We start from the raw sequence: 18541 nt of genomic DNA on the forward strand, positions 1-18541 counted from the left end.
AAAAAATGACACACACATTCCCGGCACACCCGTTCGGCCACTCTATCCGCCGTGAGCAGCTCACGGAAACCTTTTCCGCCTGCCGCTCATGGGAGGAAAAATACCGTCAGCTGGTGATGCTGGCACGTCAGTTACCGGCACTGCCGCCGGAAAGCAAAGGTGAAGAGACAGAAATTAAAGGCTGTGAAAACCGCGTCTGGCTGGATGGCACACTCAGCAGTGACGGTACGCTGCATTTTTGGGGGGACAGTGACGGGCGGATTGTTAAAGGTCTGCTGGCAGTACTGCTGACCGAAGCGGAAGGTCTGACACCGGCTGCTCTGTTATCCGCGGATTTATCCGCAGCGTATGAACAGTACGGACTGAGTGCGCAGCTCAGCCAGTCCAGACAAAACGGGATTCAGGCACTGATTGATGCCGCCCGCGCCATTGCACAGCGGTTCAGCGCCTGAAAGGCTTATTCCGCCGCAGCACGCTCCGCTTTTGCCACCAGTTTTTTCAGTGCATGAGAGACCGCCACAAACCCGAAGGATGCCGTAACCACGGTGGCGGCACCGAATCCGGCGGCACAGTCCATACGCATACTCCCTTCCGCACTGTTTTTCATACCGCAGGCCGCGCTACCGTCCGCCTGCGGATAACGCAGTGGCTCTGTCGAGAAAACACAATCAATCCCGAGCCGCCCTTTGCCGTTTTTACGCACACCATAATCTGATTTCAGGCGTTCACGCAGTTTCGCCGCCAGCGGATCCTGCAAGGTTTTCGCCAGATCCGCGACCTGAATCTGTGTCGGATCGATCTGCCCGCCCGCGCCGCCGGTGGTGACCAGCGGAATTTTATTGCGGCGGCAGTAAGCCAGCAACGCCGCTTTCGGGCGGACGCTGTCGATAGCATCAATCACATAATCAAACCCCGGGCTCATCATGTCTGCGACATTATCCGGCGTGACAAAATCATCCGTACAATGCACCTCACATTCCGGGTTGATAGCCAGGATCCGCTCCCTCATCACCTCAATTTTCGGTTGCCCGACGGTTCCCTGCATGGCGTGGATCTGCCGGTTGGTATTGGTTATGCACACATCATCCATATCAATCAGTGTAATGGCACCGATTCCGGTACGCGCCAGTGCTTCCGCAGCCCACGAGCCGACACCACCGATGCCGACAACACAGAAACGGGACCGGGCAAATAAACGGAGTGCCTGCTGACCATAAAGACGGCCAATACCGGCGAAGCGCTGTAAATACGCATCAGATAAAGAAGTTTGTATCATCGGGAACCTGCGGTGTCAGTCACGGAAAAAGAAGGAATTGATGCCGGTGCATACATCGTAGTGAAGTATACACCGCACAAAAGGAAGACTACAGCGCCGGATTCAGGATCGGCGGGATCCCTTTTTTCAGTACCCAGACGCGGCCGTAGTGATTGTAGAAACCAGCCATCAGCCCGGCATCGTGGCCGATACCGTGGTAAATATCGAAGTGATGCCCCTTGATAGCCCCGCCGACATCCAGCGCGATCATCAGGCGCATATCATAACGGCCGGTAAAATTGCCCTGATTATCCAGTACCGGGACTTCCGCGAGCAGCGTGGTACCCGGCGGGATCAGTGTTTTATCCGAGGCCACAGAGGCTTTGGCAATCAGCGGTACCGCGCTCGCCCCTTTCACCGGTGCAAACTGCTTCGGTGTGAAGAAGACAAAAGAGGCGTTTTGCTCCAGTAATTCCTGCACTTCCTGCGGAGAGTGATTATCGGCCCACTGGCGGATCGCCAGCATCGACATATCTTTCTTCTCCACCTCGCCGCGATCGATCAGAACACGCCCGATACTGGTATAACCGTGCCCGTTCTTCCCGGCATACGCGAAAAAGTTCAGCTCAGAACCATCACCGAAATCAATATAAGCACTGCCCTGAACATCCATCAGGAAATTATCCATCAGTGAGTTGCTGTAGGCGAGGACATAGTTATCACTCAGCGCGCCGTTATAAATCTGGGCCCGGCTCGGCAGACGGCTGCCTTTTTTCGGCGGCATGCGGTAGATAGGATACTGAAACTCCCCCTGACGGGTATGACGGGCCTGAACGACCGGGGTGTAATAGCCGGTAAACTGCACGTTTCCGTAGTTATCTTTGCCTTCCATCTGATAGCTGTGCAGGTTGAACTGCCGCAACTGTGCGGTATCCGCACCGGAGCGCAGCCAGTTTTCAACCGCACGGAAGTTCTCGCTGTACTGATTGTACAGGCGTGGCGAGGTTGTCCGGATGGCTTCCACCTGTTTCAGAAAGTCCGGGCCGTTGACCGGCACACCGGGACTGTTGACGTTCGCCACTTCCTGTAAATTCTGTGTCAGATGCCCGTCTTTATACTGCTGACCTTTGTCTGTCGGGCGCGATTCGCAGCCAACCAATAAAGAAAATAATACGCCGCACAACAAATACCTGCCGGTTTTGCTCATACCCATCCGCCAACCAATAATTTGAATTAATGCAATATGTATGCGAACGATATCAAATCGCTTTTATTATGCAACCGCTTTAATTTTTGCTGCTGAACAATCATCCGGTCAAATGAATAAAAAACACGCAATAAGCCGGATAATTAACCAAATCAGGGGGTAGCATAGCTTTTTATCAAGAAAAAACTTGCATCAGCTCTCATCCTGAGTATAGTAAGCGCCTCACAGACGCGGGATGGAGCAGCCTGGTAGCTCGTCGGGCTCATAACCCGAAGGTCGTCGGTTCAAATCCGGCTCCCGCAACCAATTTTGAAGTGCGCTGTCTGTGAATACAATGTGATATGCTCAGTTAATGATATTCGGACGCGGGATGGAGCAGCCTGGTAGCTCGTCGGGCTCATAACCCGAAGGTCGTCGGTTCAAATCCGGCTCCCGCAACCAACTTTCATATCATTAACAAATTCGGACGCGGGGTGGAGCAGCCTGGTAGCTCGTCGGGCTCATAACCCGAAGGTCGTCGGTTCAAATCCGGCCCCCGCAACCACTCTTCTGACAAATTCTCTGTCAACTTTTCCTGAAAACACACAAAATTCATTCCTGAAAACGATTTTTTTCAGTGCATAACTATGTCTGTACTGTATCTGTCCGTTTCACACCACATCCTTGTGATGCACAATTTCTGTGATAAACCGTATTTTCAGTTGCGTCGTGCGACAGCCCCGCCGTTGGCAAAATACGCCTTAATCCCCAGGAAAATAGAATTTGCCATCTCCTGCTGGAATTTGGCCGTTTTCAGCAGACGCTCTTCCTCAAGGTTACTGATAAACGCCGTTTCCACCAGAATCGACGGAATATCCGGTGCTTTCAGCACCGCAAACCCTGCCTGATCAACCGTGCGCTTATGCAGTTTGTTGACATTTCCCATCCGTTTCAGCACTTCTGAACCGAATTTAAGGCTGTCTTTGATACTCGCACTCTGCACCATATCAAACATGGTCTGGTCGAGGTATTTGTCGCCGCTTTTGCTGACGCCCCCGATTTTATCCGCATCGTTCTGGGTCTGAGCCAGATATTTTGCGGTATTACTGGTTGCCCCGCGCGTCGAAAGCGCAAAGACCGACGAACCTCTGGCAGAGCGGTTGGTAAAGGCATCCGCATGGATTGAGACAAACAGATCCGCCCGCATTTTACGGGCCTTCGCCACGCGCACCGACAGCGGGATAAACACATCCTCGTTGCGCGTCATATAGGCACGCATACCCGGCTCGCGATCGATAAGCGACTTCAGGCGGCGGGCAATCTGCAGCACCACATCTTTTTCGCGGGTTTTGTATTTCCCGATAGCACCGGGGTCTTCCCCGCCGTGGCCCGGGTCAATCATAATAACAATCGGCCTGTCCTGACCGGCTTTACCCGGTTTCGGCGTTTCACGCGGCAGGCTTTCTTCGAGATCACCGCGGTTGTAATCTTCCAGCAGTGCCAGCAACGGATCGTCTTCTGTCGCAGCACCATTTTTCGGATAAAAATCAAGCACCAGACGGTTTTTAAACTCAGCGACCGGGGTCAGTTCCAGCACCTGCGGGCTCATCGCCTGTTTCACTTCAAACACCAGGCGGACAGTCTGCGGATCATTCTGACCGACACGGATCAGCTTCAGATGCGGATCGCGATCCTGCACCTGCTTGTCCATCCCTTTCAGCACACTGTTGAGGTGCACATTTTTCAGATCAACAACGATACGTTCCGGGTTTTGCAGTGAAAACTGCTTATATTTCAGCGGATGATCCGACTCAATAGTCACACGGGTATAACTGGATGCCGGCCAGATACGCACCGCCACAATCTGTGACGACGCCGCAAAGCCGAACGGGCTGATACTCAGCAGACAAAACGCCGCAGCTCCTTTCAGTAACAGACGACGTGACGCATCATGTTCAGAATGACTCATGAAAAAATATCCATAGCGTAAATCAAATCAACAATAACCGGTGCGGGTTATGAAAACCGGAAAATAAAGAAGCAGAACAATTTATTCCGTAAATAATTTAAACGGCACTTTATCTAATCATTTGCGCCCTGTCATTATGCATTTTTGGCTTATATGGCGATAACGCGGCATAAAACCCGGCGAAATCTTAACCTGCGACCAAAATTTACGCTTGCTATTCCTTTGCAAAAAGAATAAAAATACATAAATTACGAATAAAAATTCACTTGCGAGGGGTGTTATGAAAGAGCGCAGTATCGAACTGGTGGACGGATTCCGTCAGTCGGTTCCTTATATTAATGCTCACCATGGCAAAACATTTGTGGTGATGCTGGGCGGCGAAGCTATCGAGCATGAAAATTTTCCCGGTATTGTTAATGATATCGGCTTACTGCACAGCCTCGGCATCCGCCTGATTGTGGTGTACGGCGCTCGTCCGCAAATTGAAAAAAAATCTGCTGGCCCATCAGTGCGAGCCGGTTTATCACAAAAATACCCGAGTGACAGATGCGCGCACTCTCGAGCTGGTCAAGCAGGCAGCAGGACAGTTACAGCTCGATATCACCGCCCGTCTGTCGATGTGTCTGAGCAACACACCGCTGCAGGGCGCGCATATCAATGTGGTGAGCGGAAACTTTGTGATAGCCCAGCCGCTGGGGGTGGATGACGGCATTGATTACTGCCACAGCGGGCGTATCCGCCGGATCGATGAAGATGCCATCAACCGCCAGCTCAATAACGGTGGTATCGTGCTGATTGGCCCGGTGGCGGTTTCTGTCACCGGTGAAAGCTTTAATCTGACCTCCGAGGAGATTGCCACGCAGATTGCCGTCAAACTGAAAGCAGAAAAGCTGATCGGTTTCTGCTCTGCGCAAGGTGTGGTGGCGGATGACGGCGGGATTATCTCCGAAATGCACCCGAATGATGCAGAGCACTATGTGCAGGCGCTGGAAGGCAGCGGCGATTACTACTCCGGAACCGTCCGTTTCCTGCGCGGCGCGGTGAAAGCCTGCCGCCGGGGCGTGAAACGCAGCCATCTGCTCAGTTACCAGGAGGACGGTGCGCTTATCCAGGAACTCTTCTCCCGCGACGGTATCGGGACACAGATTGTGATGGAAAGCTCGGAACAGACACGCCGCGCCAATATCAATGATATCGGCGGGATCCTCGAGCTTATCCGCCCGCTGGAACAACAGGGTATTCTGGTACGCCGCTCCCGCGAACAGCTGGAAATGGAAATCGACAAATTCACCATTATTGAACGCGATAACACCACGATTGCCTGTGCCGCCCTCTATCCGTATCCGGAAGAGAAAATCGGTGAAATGGCCTGCGTGGCGGTGCATCCCGATTACCGCAGCTCCGCACGGGGCGAGGAACTGCTGCACCGGGTCACACAGCAGGCAAAGCAGATCGGGCTGGAAAAGCTGTTTGTGCTCACCACCCGCAGCATTCACTGGTTTCAGGAGCGCGGCTTTGTCCCGGCAGAAATTGAAAACCTGCCGGTCAAAAAACAGGCGCTGTATAACTATCAGCGGCGCTCAAAAATCCTGATCCTCGGTTTTCAGTAATCCGCCGGACTAACGTAAACGCCCGCTCAGCCCGCTGTACCGCTGAGTCGGCGTTTTCACTGCCCGCTTAACACACTCTTCCCGGCTGTATATGGTCAGAAACTGCTTCGCCCGCGTCAGTGCCGTATACAGCAATTCACGGCTGACCAGCGGCGAAGGCTGCACCGGCAGCACCAGCGCGGTATGAGCAAACTCAGAGCCCTGTGATTTATGCACTGTCATCACATACGCCGTTTCGTGTGCCGGAAGACGACTCGGGCGGATACTCCGGATAGTGCCGTCCGGCAGCCGGAAATACACCCGCAGCTCATGGTTTTCATCCGTCAGCATAATCCCGATATCACCGTTGAACAGCCCCAGCGGGCTGTCATTACGGCTTATCATCACCGGTTTACCGTGATAGGCGCGGTGCCGGTGTATCAGCGGACGGCGGATATGCCCCTGCTGATGCAGCAGCCGTTCAATACGCTCATTCAGCCCTTCCACACCGAACGGTCCCTCACGCAGCGCACACAACAACCGGAACTGACTGAAGGCATCAAGCACCGCTGCAGGATCGGCATGCTGTTTCACCAGTGATAAAAACGGCAGATAGGCTTTCATGGTGTCTGTCAGTACCTGAGCATAGCCTTCTTCATCGTCCAGCGGCACATAACGGACATCCGGCCGCTGCCCGTCGAGAACCGCCATGGTTTCCCGGATATCGCCGTTGTTAACTGCGGTGGCCAGTTGCCCGATGCCGGAACCGGCATCAAAACGGAAACTTTTACGCAGCAGGCAGAGGTGATCCTGCACATTGACCGGATGCGCCGGCGACTTATCCGGCAGCACACAGCCGGTCATAGCCTCCAGCGCCTGCCGCCGCTGTGGTGTGTAACCGGATTCAGCAAAACGGCAGATATCCCCCAGCACCGCCCCGGCTTCCACCGAAGCCAGCTGATCTTTATCCCCCAGCAGGATCAGAATAGCGTTCTCCGGCAGTGCATCAATCAGTGACGCCATCATCGGTAAATCAACCATGGATGCTTCATCCACAATCAGCACATCCGACATCAGCGGGTTTTTCTGATGATGGCGTAACCGGCGGCTGTCCGGCTGAGCGCCCAGCAGGCGGTGCAGGGTTTTGGCTTGCTCCGGCATCATGGCCCGCTGTGCATCCGTCAAATCAAGCTGCGCGATCGCCTCACCCAGTGATTCAGTCAGGCGGGCTGCCGCTTTGCCGGTCGGTGCTGCCAGTTCAATCAGCAGCGGCTCAGCGGCGGATTGCACCAGTGCCGCCAGAATACGGGCAACGGTTGTGGTTTTACCGGTACCGGGCCCGCCGGAAATAACGGAAGTCCGGCTGCTGACCGCTACCGCTGCGGCAATTTTCTGCCAGTCCTCCGGTTCTTCCGTACCGAACAATGCATCCAGAACCGGGCGCAGTTTCTCTGCATCAGCAGAAATCCGCTGAGGCCGGGAGAAAAATTCAGCCACCCGGCATTCATACTGCCACATCCGGTGCAGGTACAAATTCTCTTCTGACAGCACAACCGGGGCGGGAAGTGAGCCATCACTAACCGCATCAGAGGCAGACAGCGCCGCTTTTATCTCCGGCAGTCCCGGCTCATTCAGTGCCCGCCAGACAGACTGCATGATTTCCGCATGCCGTCCGCCCTGTTCCGCTGCGGGAATAATCCGCGACAGCGGCAGGCAGACATGTCCGCCGCCGGTTTGTGCACTGAGCAGCGCAAACACAAATTGCAGCAGCGGATGACTATCCGGTGCCAGCATCGCCGCAAACTGACAGTCCAGGGGACGCAGGATCTGCTCTGCACATAAGGTTTGTAAGTGAGTATTCATTAACCTTCCTCCCCTTTGAACAGGGCATCCAGTTGCTCCGTGAATGCCTGCTCTGGGCGATAAAACCAGATCCCCCGGCCGGGATGGTCCGGTGTCATGCCGCGCAGAAAGAGGTAATACACACCGCCGAAATGTGTCTGATAGTCATAATCCGGCAACCGGTGACGCAGATAGCGGTGCAGCGCCAGCGTATACAGCTGATACTGCAAATCATAGCGGTGTTCCAGCATCGCCTGCACCAGTGCGTCCGGCTGATAATCTGCGTGACTGTCACCCAGATAGTTTGATTTATAGTCCGCTATGTAATATTTACCGTCGTGATAAAACACAAGGTCAATAAAGCCTTTCAGCATACCGGTCACTGCCGCGAAATCCAGCGGCGGTGCCTGTGCTGACAACGGATCATACTGCCGCGTCAGTGCATCCAGTTTTTGCGCGGTCAGGTCGCCGTCTATCGGCAGGAAAAACTGCATTTCATCCTGTTTATAACGTACCGGGATTGCACTGAGCACCAGCCCTTCAGCGGACAGCGGCGTATTAACCAGATCCGTAAACCAGGTTTGCAGGAACGGTGCCCACTCAGCAGAAAATCCGTATGACAGCAGTTGCTCCCTCAGCCACTCAAGTGAGGGCTCACTATCAAATTCAAGCTCTTCAAACAGGCTGTGCAGGAATGTCCCCGCCATCGCACCGCGCGGGAAGGTGCCGGCGGTCTGTGCCGTTCCGGTTTCGTCCTGCACTTCACCGAGCGTATCTGTATCCAGTGACGGGCTGAGAGAACGGATCATCGCCATCATCTCTTCCTGCCTGTCCTGTGTATACACAGAGCCACCAGACGATGCGCCGTAACTCAGGCCGCTGTAACTGGTCACACGCCAGCGGCTGCTGACATTCCGGGTAAACGGCTTCACCGCCAGGGACGGCGGCTGTGACATACCGGGCTGCCACAGTTGCAGTTGTGGTTCTGTTATCCGGGTGACAGCAACCGGGCTGTCGCCCTGACAAAAAGCATCAAGCCGCTCCGCCAGGGTTTTGCTGTCACATGCCTGTCCGTTCTGAAGCAGATACCCCAGCCCGTTAAGATGCAGGTCGGTATTACCTGTTTTTTTACGGTTCCCTCTGATAATCGGCGCAACACCCAGGCTGCAATGGTAAACCGCCCGCGTCACCGCCACATACAACAGACGCAAATCCTCTGCCAGACGTTCTTTATCCGCCAGGGCAAGCTGTGTTTCATCCGGTGACAGTGTCAGGCACGGCTCGAAGGTGGTTTCATCATGATAAAGCCGCTGACCACCCGCCTGAAAATTACAGATAAACGGCAGCCACACCAGCGGGTATTCCAGTCCTTTGGATTTATGGATAGTGCAAATCTGAACCAGATGATGATCACTTTCCAGCCGCATCTGCTGACTTTCTGACTGCGCATCCGGGCGTAATACCTGTTGTGCCAGCCAGCGCACCAGGGCGTGTTCATTTTCCAGCGTCAGTGATGTTTCCTGAAGTAACTCACTGATATGCATGATATCGGTTAAGCGCCGTTCACCGTCCTGCCCCGCCAGAAGATTTTCCGCAATCTTCCGCTGACTGAGCACCCGGCGCAGCATCGGCAGAACGCCCTGCTGCTGCCAGATCTGACCATAACCGGCGAACTCGTCCACCAGCCTGTCACGGGCAGCTTCATCCTGATTCAGTGCATCAATTTGCGCAGCATTCAGACCAAACAACCCGGATGCCAGCGCACTGCGCAACAACCGCTCCTTTTCCGGATTCAGCACCGCCTGGAGCAGCCACAGCAACTCGCGGGCTTCCGGTGTGTCAAACACGCTGTCGCGGTTTGAGAGAAAAACAGACGGGATCGCCCGCTGGTTAAGGGCATCTTTTATCAGTTGTGCTTCCCGGCGGCTGCGTACCAGCACGGTAATATCTGCCGCACTGACCGGCCGTTGTTTCCCGGGCTTGCCAATCAGTGCCGTGCCGTTTTGTCCGGCATCCAGCCAGTCGCGGATCTGCCCGGCACACACTCCCGCCATTGTCCGCTCATAATCCCCGCTGCTGACCCCCTCTGCGGCCTGCCACCAGAACTGCACCGCCGGTTGTGTTTTTCCGCCGATAATAAAAGCGGCCTCATCATTATCCGGTGCGGAACTGACCGGCTGAAACGGGATCTGTTTAAAGCAGAAAGGCTCATCCGCCTGTAAAAACAGCTTGTTGACGCTGTCGACCATCGTCTTCGCGGAACGGAAGTTAGTCCCAAGAGTGTAATGCGCACTGACATCCTGCCGCGCTTTGATATAGGTGAAAATATCCGCGCCGCGGAAGGCGTAAATCGCCTGTTTCGGGTCACCGATAAACAGCAGCCCGTATGGATCTGCCGGTGTGCCGTTGTCACCGGTGTTTTCCTGGTAGATAGTGCGGAAGATCCGGTATTGCTGGGGATCGGTATCCTGGAATTCATCAATCATCGCCACCGGAAAACGTCTGCGCAGTGTCTGCGCCAGCAGAGCGCCGTTTTCCTGATGCAGCGCGTTATCCAGCCGGGTCAGCAAATCATCAAATCCCATTTCGCCCCGGTTCTGTTTTTCCTGCGTGATGGTCCGGCGGATCTCATACACCGCGCGGGTAAACAGGATATCCTCCAGCGTCAGTGCCTGCTCAGTCAGCTCCTCAATCGCAGAGAACACCGGATGTGACGGCGGCGTACCGCCTTTTTTGGTTTTTTCATCCAGCACTGCCTGACTGAAACGTTCTATATTTTTCGGCAGTGCGTAATGTGTGGTTTCGGTTTCCTTCGCCCAGTCATCAATGCCGGCAATCCATCCGGGCACCAGATTAGCGCGGTAACTGCTTTTATTCAGATCAGAGTTCTGAATAAGACTGACAAAATCAACATCACTTTCCCGCCAGCACTGTTTGACCTCATCAATCGCGGCGATAATTTTTTCATGGCGGGAAAGTAATGTTTCATCCGATTCCGGTGCATCTGTAATTCCGGGCAGTTCCCCCTGCAACCAGGGGTAAATATCCCGCAGCAGCGCCTCAGGATCAGACCAGAGCTGTGTAATGGCTCTGGCCAGTTCAACCGGCAGCGGGTAACAATGACGCCGCCAGAAGTCCTCGCAGGCCTGTTTACGGACAGGATGCTCATCCTGAATCAGCGTTTGTTCAAAGAGCACGCCGGATTCAAAGGCGTTGTGTGTCAGCATACGCTGACAAAAACCGTGGATGGTAAAAATGGCGGCTTCATCCATCTGCCGTTCAGCCAGCAGCAGGCGCTGAGCAGCACTTTGTTTATCCTCAATCAGCGCCAGAAGCGGACCGAATCCGTAATCCTCCTCCGGTTCCCCGCCTTCTTCATGACGCAGACAGGCGATCCGCAACTTATGGATGTTCTCACGGATACGCCCCCGCAGTTCATTGGTTGCCGCTTCGGTAAAGGTCACCACCAGGATCTCTTCCGCCGATAACGGCCGGACAAATGCCCCTTCACCAATACCCAGCAGCAGACGCAGATAGAGCCGGGCCAGGGTGTAAGTTTTCCCTGTACCGGCAGATGCCTCAATTAACCGCTGCCCCTGCAGCGGTATTGTCATCGGATTTAAAGATTCAGCCGCCATCGTTTTACCGGATTTCTTCTTTAACAGGTAACAGCGCCTGGAAAGCCGTGACAGACGGATACGTCGTCCATCCGGCCGGTTTCGCGTAATCATCCGCTTTGCCGCCGGTACCGGTCACCTGAGAGTAAAGCGCCAGTCCTTTTTTCGACATCACCGCGTTCTCATAGAATGTCACCACATCCTGTTTGGTCATTTTCTTCACTGCCGCAATCGTCTGCTCGCGGGTGTTGAAATCAAAGTAATTATTTTTGAAATCAAATGAATAACGGGATGCTTCTTCCTCAAAGGTTTCCGGCGGCTGTGTCATTTCGGTCAGCAATGCATTGCGGTATTTATCAAACTCCGCATTATCCAGTGCTTTCAGGCGTTTTTCCGCATTGATATAAAAATCATCAAAGCGTTGTGACAGATAAGCCGGATTCTTTTCATTGCTTTGCAGCAGGAAACCGATCCCCCACTGGCGGCCGAAGTTCGGGTTAAATGCAAACAGGGCATACCCCAGCTGTTCCTGTGTCCGCAGCTGATCATAGAACCAAGGATGCAGAATTTTCGACAGCACAGACGAGAATGCAGCACCTTCCGTCCGTGAATAACCGTCCGGAATAAAGATATTGGCCAGCGCGTTATCTGTGCTGTTGGCTTTTTCGTCAAAGTTTGGTTTCAGGGCTTTATCAATCACATAGTAATCCCCGACCCACCATTCCGTACCCTGTGAACCGAGCTGTGCCTGAGCTTTCGATGCAATCTGCTCTGCCTGAGGTGCTGTCAGATTACCGAACACAAACATCTGGAGCGCCCCTTCACGGATAAGACGGTTACGGTACTGCGTGATGTCACTTTCGGTAATGGTGTCCAGCGCTGCGAGGCGTTCTTTATCTTCGAAATAAGGCACTGATTTCAGACGGCTGAACGGACGCATTGCCATTTCATAGGCTTTGCCGTTATCCGATACCGCAACCTGCTCACGATACCAGGATTTCGCCTGTGCAAGCTCCGATACTGACGGTGTAAAGGACTGGTATTCACTCACTGCGGTGGTCAGCAGTTCCGGCAGATGCTGGGAATAACCACTGACGCTGATATTCAGACCGTCGTCATCACTGATATTGATCCCCATTCCTGCCACACTGGCCTGATAGCTGAGCTGATTCAGTTTCAGTTCACTGACATAACTGAGCAACGCGCTGGTGACAACATCTTTGGCTGTTCTGCCGGCATTCCGGTTACGCAGTTCCAGCGCGATAATTGCCTTCGGCTCATCCGCAAAATAGCGGCTCGGCATATAGAACAGACGCAGTTTTGCAGTGTCTGTCAGCTGTACCGGTTTTTGCTGTTCCTGCCGTTTGATCAGGTCAAAATTATCCGGAATAAACGGGTTCAGTGCAGGCAGAGAGAAACGGAAATCACCTTCAGATTTACGCCATTTATCCAGTTGAGCGGCAGTCACTGCATCCACCTGATAAGGCGCATCAACGAAATAGGCTTTTTTATTGCTTGGTTCCTGCGGGCTGGTATACCAGATGCGGGCTTTTTCCGGTGTTAAATCCGCAAGGCGGGCTTTGATGGCGGCAGGATCCCAGTCATCAGCCAGATAGCCGACATTCAGAACATTTTTTACCGGATATTCCATCATCGTATTTGCCAGTGATTCAACATAGTTCATATCACGGACAACCGAGCTGTAGCGGAATGCCAGCATATTCACGCGGGCGATTTCATCGAAATAGTCTTTATTGATCCCTTTTTCTTTAATCAGATTCAGGTACGCAAAAACAGCGGCGGTAATTTCATCGCGCTTCGCCATGCCCTCATCAGTCAGTGAGACAGAGATAATAAACACGCCCTGGTTACGTGCCAGGGTTGAGGATGCCGATGCACTGACGCTCTCCGCCAACCCGTTGGATATCAGCCAGTTCGCCAGCGTACCTTCACTGCGGCTTCCCAGCAGATACGCAATATAGGTATCTGTCTGCTTGCGGAAATCTTTGCTGTTGTTGTCGATGACAAACTCAAAATCCAGCGATTTCTGCGGCTGCGCAGGAACATAGTGAATGATTTTCTGCTGCTCGGCTGCGGTGATCAGCGGAACGGTAATCTGCGGAACAGCTGCGTGGCGATCCGGAATCGTGCCGAACGTCTCATTGGCCAGTTTTGCCAGTTCTTCCGGGGACTCCGGTCCGTAGATAACAGCTTTCATCAGATTGGATGAATAATAGGTATTATAAAACTTCAGCAGCTCTTCATGCAGGATGCTGCCGGGCTTATCTCTAAGGGTTTCCAGGTTACCACCGGAAAAACGGGAAATCGGATGTGCCGGGTTCCAGGTTTCCGCCCGGACCTGATACATGCGGTGCCCGTCACGGGAACGCGCCATGGTCAGCTCGGCGTTAACCGCATTACGTTCTTTATCCGCATTCACCGGATCCAGCAGCGGTTCTGCCAGGGCATCAGCCAGCCTCTCCGTTGCCCCTTTCAGCGCATTATTTTCCACTTCAAAATAGAAGTCAGTGTAATTGGAGCCGGTACTGGCATTATGGCTGCCGCCGTGCTTCGCCAGATAATCACTGAAATTACCGGGTTCAGGGAAACGTTTTGAGCCCATCAGCACCATATGTTCCAGATAGTGCGCAAGACCCGCCTGGCTCTGCGGCTCATCCATACTGCCGATAGCCAGACTGACCGCTGCAGCTGATTTACGTGCGGTTTTATCGGAAATCAGCAGAACCGTCATATTATTTTTCAGGGTGATTGCCTGATACTGACGCGGATCGTTGGCGCTTTTCTCAATCTCTCCGGGCAGAACCTGCCAGTTATTCTGAGCAAGTGCATTGGCACCGGTAAAAAAGAAAAGCAGCGTAAAAATAAACTGCACTAGTTGTTTAGGCATCAGCCTCATTCTCCCTGTTTTTCTGATGTTGAAACATCGGCAAAAAGAGTTGTTGTGAAAATTGCTTTATTGCATCCATAAGTGCTTCATCAAAATGGCGGAATGCGCGGACGACATAATCGTCCTCCGCCTCACCGGTAAACTGATATCCCCCCTGCAGTGTCTGCAGAAGCAGTAAACCGGCTTTATGTTGGAGTGCATCATCATCAGAGAGTTCACCGGTGTTCTCATCCGCCAGTGTGGTCAGCCATGCCCAGCCGCTTTTGACAAAGACAGGCAGCGGCTCATTCAGACCACGGACAAACACATCCAGCAGCTGACGCAGATAGCCCTGCGCCTGCTCTGCCGTCAGCGGCTCAAAGATCCACACCGTATCACCGCGCCCGTACATCCGGCTGTACTGCTGCCGTCCGCTCAGGCTGTATGTCAGATGTTCAATCCACAAACGCAGCCCGTCAGCGGCGGTAAGTGCCGCCGGACGCCAGCGGAGCAGCCCGTTCTCCTGAACTCCGGTCAGTTGCCCGCTGTAAGTATACGGCCCGGTAACATAGTGAAACGACTCAATATCAGATTCTGTCCGTGCATTACGGATTTTCTCCGCCAGAACATCCATTTCCTGTAATTGTTCTTCCCAGTAAACCTGTGCAAACGCCCCGGCCGGCAGTTCCCCCGCCGCCTTCAGTATGCGGAAGACCCGCTCTTCCGGTTCGCCGTCCACCAGCGCATCAAGCAGCCGGGTGTTAAACCCGTAACGCTGTAAATTATCAACACTGAACGGTTCTTCTTCCGGCAGAGCCACATCCTCAATATCAAAATGGACATTCAGACGCTGCTGAAAAAATGCCCTGACCGGATGACGGTAAAACCTCAGCAGCTGATCAATGGTTATTTCTGTTATATCTTCTGACGGAACCGGGACATTAAACGGCCCCTGCGCTTCGCCCTGCCGTAATGCTGCCGGTAACCACTGCGGCGAAAAGCTCTGAAATTCCGCGCCCTCCCGGTAGTTATCCGCCGCAAACGGAACCCTGGTGTGCCGGACAATCAGATGATTTTCCAGCGCTTCCCGGCTGGTATCCAGGTCAGCAAACCGGTCTTTCTCCAGACAAAAACTGAGACCGGCATATTCCAGCAGTTCACTGACCAGCACTGACGGGTTACGCTCTTCATTATCGCGGATAGATCGGCCGATATAACTGATATATAAATATTCTTTTGCTGACCCCAGCGCCTCCAGGAAAAGATAGCGGTCATCATCCCGGCGTTTGCGGTCACCCCGGCGGCTTTTTTCCGCCATAAGATCAAACCCCAGCGGCGGGATTGTCCTCGGGTACACACCGTCATTCATACCCAGCAGGCAAATAACCTTAAACGGCACAGAACGCATCGGCATCAGCGTGCAAAAGTTTACCGCTCCCGATAAAAAGCGCTGGCTGATTTTCTCGTCATCCAGCCGCAGAGAGAGCTCATCCCGGATCAATGCAAGCGGAACATCGCCGTCATAACAGGCTTTAACCCCCTGATCCAGTACCTGCTGCCACTGCTGTAACACCATACTGAGCACCGGTTCGGTATCCGGTGTCGTCATGAAAAAGGCAGACAGAAGCTCAGAACCGGTTTCACGCCATTGTGCCGGTGTCCGCGGTTCACTCAGTATTTTCTGCCACTGCCGCAACGTATCAATAAAAGCAGCCAGTTGTCCGACCCGGTCCGCTGACATACCGGAAACCTCGTCATACGGCAGGATCCCGCGCCAGGTACCTTCCTCCTCTGCCATGGCATAGCCCAGCAGCATGCGTTCCAGCCCGAATTTCCAGGTGTTCTGGCCAAAAACCGGCAGTGAGAAAGATTCAATATTATGGTCATCCAGCCCCCAGCGGACACCGGATCCGCTGACCCAGCGGCGCAGAAGCGGTAAATCGCTCTCATCCAGCCCGAACTGCTGCGCCACCGCCGGGACTTCCAGCAGACTGAGTACATGCTCTGAGGTGAAACGGCTCTGCGGTAATTCCAGCAGTGTCAGTACTGCCTGTAATACCGGATGAGCCTGGCGGGCTTTACGGTCTGAAATAGCAAACGGCAGATAGCGGTTTTCATTCCCCTGGCCAAATACCGCCTGAATATAAGGAGAATAACTGTCGATATCCGCCACCATCACAATAATGTCGCGGGGAGTCAGTGACGGATCATTTTCCAGCAGGTTCAGTAAATAGTCCTGCAAAATCTCGACTTCCCGCTGCGGACTGTGGCAGGAATGGAATGTCAGGGAACGGTCATTATCCGCAATCACCCGCCGCCGCTTACTGGTGACAAATTCCTCTTTGTTTTTTCCCACCACACTGCCGTCTTCCAGATTAAGAATATCCTGCTGAACAGCAGACAGCAGTGTATCTGCAGGGCGGTCGACAAAGGCTTTAATAGCATGGATTTCTTCAATTTCTTCCAGGAAAAACAGATTATCCCGGCCGGGACGCCCCCACGATGCCAGCAGCGGGTTACCGGTATTCTGTTCCCCGTCAGCCTCAAAATCGAACAGTGAAGGTGCATCCTCATCCGATTTAAACCAGCTGACGGCTTTTTTATCCCAATAACTTTGCGGCTTGCGCGCCAGCATACGCCGCAGTGCAGCCGGGCTCTGTAAATCGCCCCAGTAATACTGGCAGGGATTGGTAAACATCAGATGGATATGGGTATGTTGCCCGAGCGCCCGCAGAGCCTGCAGATAGACCGGCGGTAATGCGGAGATACCACAGATAAAAAGTCGGGGCGGCAGATTGGAAACCACTTCCGGATCACCTTCATTGAGCACATCAATAAAACGCTGATAAAGATTGGCACGGTGCCATTCCGGCTGCCCCAGGCTGCGGGTTAGTGTCTGCAAATCCTGCCACAGGCATTTCTGCCAGGACTGGTTCTGGCTCAGCCCGTCAATCAGTTCATTATTTTCCCACGCCGTCAGCCAGTCCGGCCGGTAGACAAGATACTGGTCAAATAAATCAGCAATACGTCCCGATAGCTGATGCAGTTTGCGTTTATCCCCGTCATCATCAAGATAATGGCGCAGCGGGGCAAAATCCGGATCATCAAGGCGCTGCGGCAGCAGTGACATCAGCTTCCAGGTCATTGCGCCCTTACTGAAGGCACTCTCCCTCGGAATGTCCGGCAGGACACGGGTAAACATATCCCAGATAAATGTGGCGGGCAGCGGAAATGTTATATTCGCGGCAATACCCAGTTTTTCTGCCAGGCTGATTTGCAGCCACTGAGACATCCCCGGGCTTTGCACCAGCACGGTTTCAGGACAAAAAGGATCATTAATTTTATCATTATCAATAATATGGCATATCAGATCTTTCAGCAGATCCAGATCATTGGAGTGATAAACTGTAAACATTGTCCTGTCCTTACATACATTGCCATCTGCCGGCGGTTAACCGGCGCTCTCCCGGAGAGACCAGCCCGATAGTAACGGAAATACAGCCCGGTGACACATTTTCCTGATAACTTTCCCATTTCTGCCGGGGAGATAAATGTGTCTGCATCATCTGCCGTAATATCCCGGGATCCGACGTAAAACGCATCATCTGATGCAGATGACGTACCGTGCTGACATCCGCATATTGCCGCTGTTTTCCGCTATGCAGGAGCTGATAATAGCGTAATAATCCGGTAACCAGAATCGCAAAAATAAAGGCACAAATCATCACTTCCGGTAACGACATGCCGCGCTCATTCATTGTTTTCTCCCGTTTCAGTATGCCGGTTGCAGCCGGGTTTTAAATCCGGCGGGCAAAAATCACTCCATCCCTGCGGTATTGCTGTCAATATCATGTTGTCTCCTTCTTCCCGTGCACTGACCAGCTGATAATGCGTGATATTTTGTTCAAACCAGGGAGAAAACATGCTGCCCTGTAATAACAGCTTATTGGCTCTCAGCCGCCGCAAACAACTCTTCAGTTCCGGATCCGGTGCTGTCCGGCAGTAAAACTGTGTTTCGTTCAGTGCTTTCCGGGACCACGCCAGTGTCAGCCCCCATTCCAGTGCAGAGGCCGCACCGGCATCCGCCCGGTAAAATGCCGTTTCATCCTGACCGTTACGCCACTCTGTCTGATAAAAGCGATGTAAAACAGACAACATCATCAGTGAAATTCCCAGCAACAGCATAATCATCAGCA

Annotated in this window: 10 protein-coding genes, 3 tRNA genes and 1 pseudogene; 5 read left to right on the top strand and 9 right to left on the bottom strand. The window is 53.2% G+C overall.

Features of this window, described 5'->3' with window-relative positions:
* The first annotated feature begins 5 nt into the window (after window positions 1-5).
* Window positions 6-452 (top strand): cysteine desulfurase sulfur acceptor subunit CsdE, encoded by a 447-nt coding sequence (csdE, locus tag JL661_RS15420; RefSeq protein ID WP_032098731.1) that lies wholly within the window; start codon window positions 6-8, stop codon window positions 450-452.
* Window positions 453-457: 5 nt separating this feature from the next.
* On the opposite strand, the gene tcdA is transcribed toward csdE, so the two are convergent.
* Complete coding sequence (gene tcdA, locus JL661_RS15425) at window positions 458-1276, bottom strand: tRNA cyclic N6-threonylcarbamoyladenosine(37) synthase TcdA (protein WP_081113484.1); 819 nt, start codon at window positions 1274-1276, stop codon at window positions 458-460.
* A gap of 88 nt (window positions 1277-1364) precedes the next feature.
* Complete coding sequence (gene mltA / locus JL661_RS15430; protein ID WP_004242199.1) at window positions 1365-2462, bottom strand: murein transglycosylase A; 1098 nt, start codon at window positions 2460-2462, stop codon at window positions 1365-1367.
* Window positions 2463-2691: 229 nt separating this feature from the next.
* Here mltA and JL661_RS15435 point away from each other — a divergent pair.
* The 3 genes from JL661_RS15435 (at window position 2692) to JL661_RS15445 (ending at window position 3006) form a co-directional block, all read left to right on the top strand.
* Window positions 2692-2768 (top strand) — tRNA-Met (locus tag JL661_RS15435).
* Window positions 2769-2826: 58 nt separating this feature from the next.
* A tRNA-Met gene (locus JL661_RS15440) sits at window positions 2827-2903 on the top strand.
* Window positions 2904-2929: 26 nt separating this feature from the next.
* Window positions 2930-3006 (top strand) — tRNA-Met (locus JL661_RS15445).
* A gap of 153 nt (window positions 3007-3159) precedes the next feature.
* Here JL661_RS15445 and amiC read toward each other — a convergent pair.
* Window positions 3160-4410 carry an N-acetylmuramoyl-L-alanine amidase AmiC gene (amiC, locus tag JL661_RS15450; protein WP_004237199.1) on the bottom strand — a complete coding sequence of 417 codons (1251 nt, stop codon included), beginning with the start codon at window positions 4408-4410 and terminating at the stop codon, window positions 3160-3162.
* A gap of 280 nt (window positions 4411-4690) precedes the next feature.
* On the opposite strand from amiC, the pseudogene argA reads away from it, so the two are divergent.
* Window positions 4691-6020: pseudogene (argA, locus tag JL661_RS15455) on the top strand (amino-acid N-acetyltransferase).
* 9 nt (window positions 6021-6029) lie between these two features.
* Here the strand turns inward: argA and recD are convergent.
* The 6 genes from recD to JL661_RS15485 are packed head-to-tail and all read right to left on the bottom strand — an operon-like array spanning window position 6030 to window position 18536.
* Window positions 6030-7862 carry an exodeoxyribonuclease V subunit alpha gene (recD, locus tag JL661_RS15460; protein WP_062773213.1) on the bottom strand — a complete coding sequence of 611 codons (1833 nt, stop codon included), beginning with the start codon at window positions 7860-7862 and terminating at the stop codon, window positions 6030-6032.
* On the bottom strand, window positions 7862-11479 hold the full coding sequence (gene recB / locus JL661_RS15465; protein ID WP_062773210.1) for an exodeoxyribonuclease V subunit beta: 3618 nt from the start codon (window positions 11477-11479) through the stop codon (window positions 7862-7864). Before recB ends, recD begins: the two co-directional genes overlap by 1 nt.
* 4 nt (window positions 11480-11483) lie before the next feature.
* Window positions 11484-14375, bottom strand: coding sequence for a pitrilysin (gene ptrA / locus JL661_RS15470; protein WP_174525727.1), 2892 nt, complete (start codon window positions 14373-14375; stop codon window positions 11484-11486).
* Window positions 14359-17760, bottom strand: a complete 3402-nt coding sequence (gene recC / locus JL661_RS15475) for an exodeoxyribonuclease V subunit gamma (RefSeq protein WP_036417861.1) — start codon at window positions 17758-17760, stop codon at window positions 14359-14361. The genes ptrA and recC overlap by 17 nt, the downstream gene beginning before the upstream one ends.
* Before the next feature lie 10 nt (window positions 17761-17770).
* Window positions 17771-18103: a prepilin-type N-terminal cleavage/methylation domain-containing protein gene (locus tag JL661_RS15480; protein WP_036417863.1), complete on the bottom strand. Its 333-nt coding sequence runs from the start codon at window positions 18101-18103 to the stop codon at window positions 17771-17773.
* Window positions 18096-18536 (bottom strand): YgdB family protein, encoded by a 441-nt coding sequence (locus JL661_RS15485; RefSeq protein ID WP_225875399.1) that lies wholly within the window; start codon window positions 18534-18536, stop codon window positions 18096-18098. Before JL661_RS15485 ends, JL661_RS15480 begins: the two co-directional genes overlap by 8 nt.
* Window positions 18537-18541: the final 5 nt, after the last annotated feature.

Origin of the sequence: Morganella morganii (assembly GCF_019243775.1) — a bacterium.
In the GTDB taxonomy this organism is placed as follows: domain Bacteria; phylum Pseudomonadota; class Gammaproteobacteria; order Enterobacterales; family Enterobacteriaceae; genus Morganella; species Morganella morganii.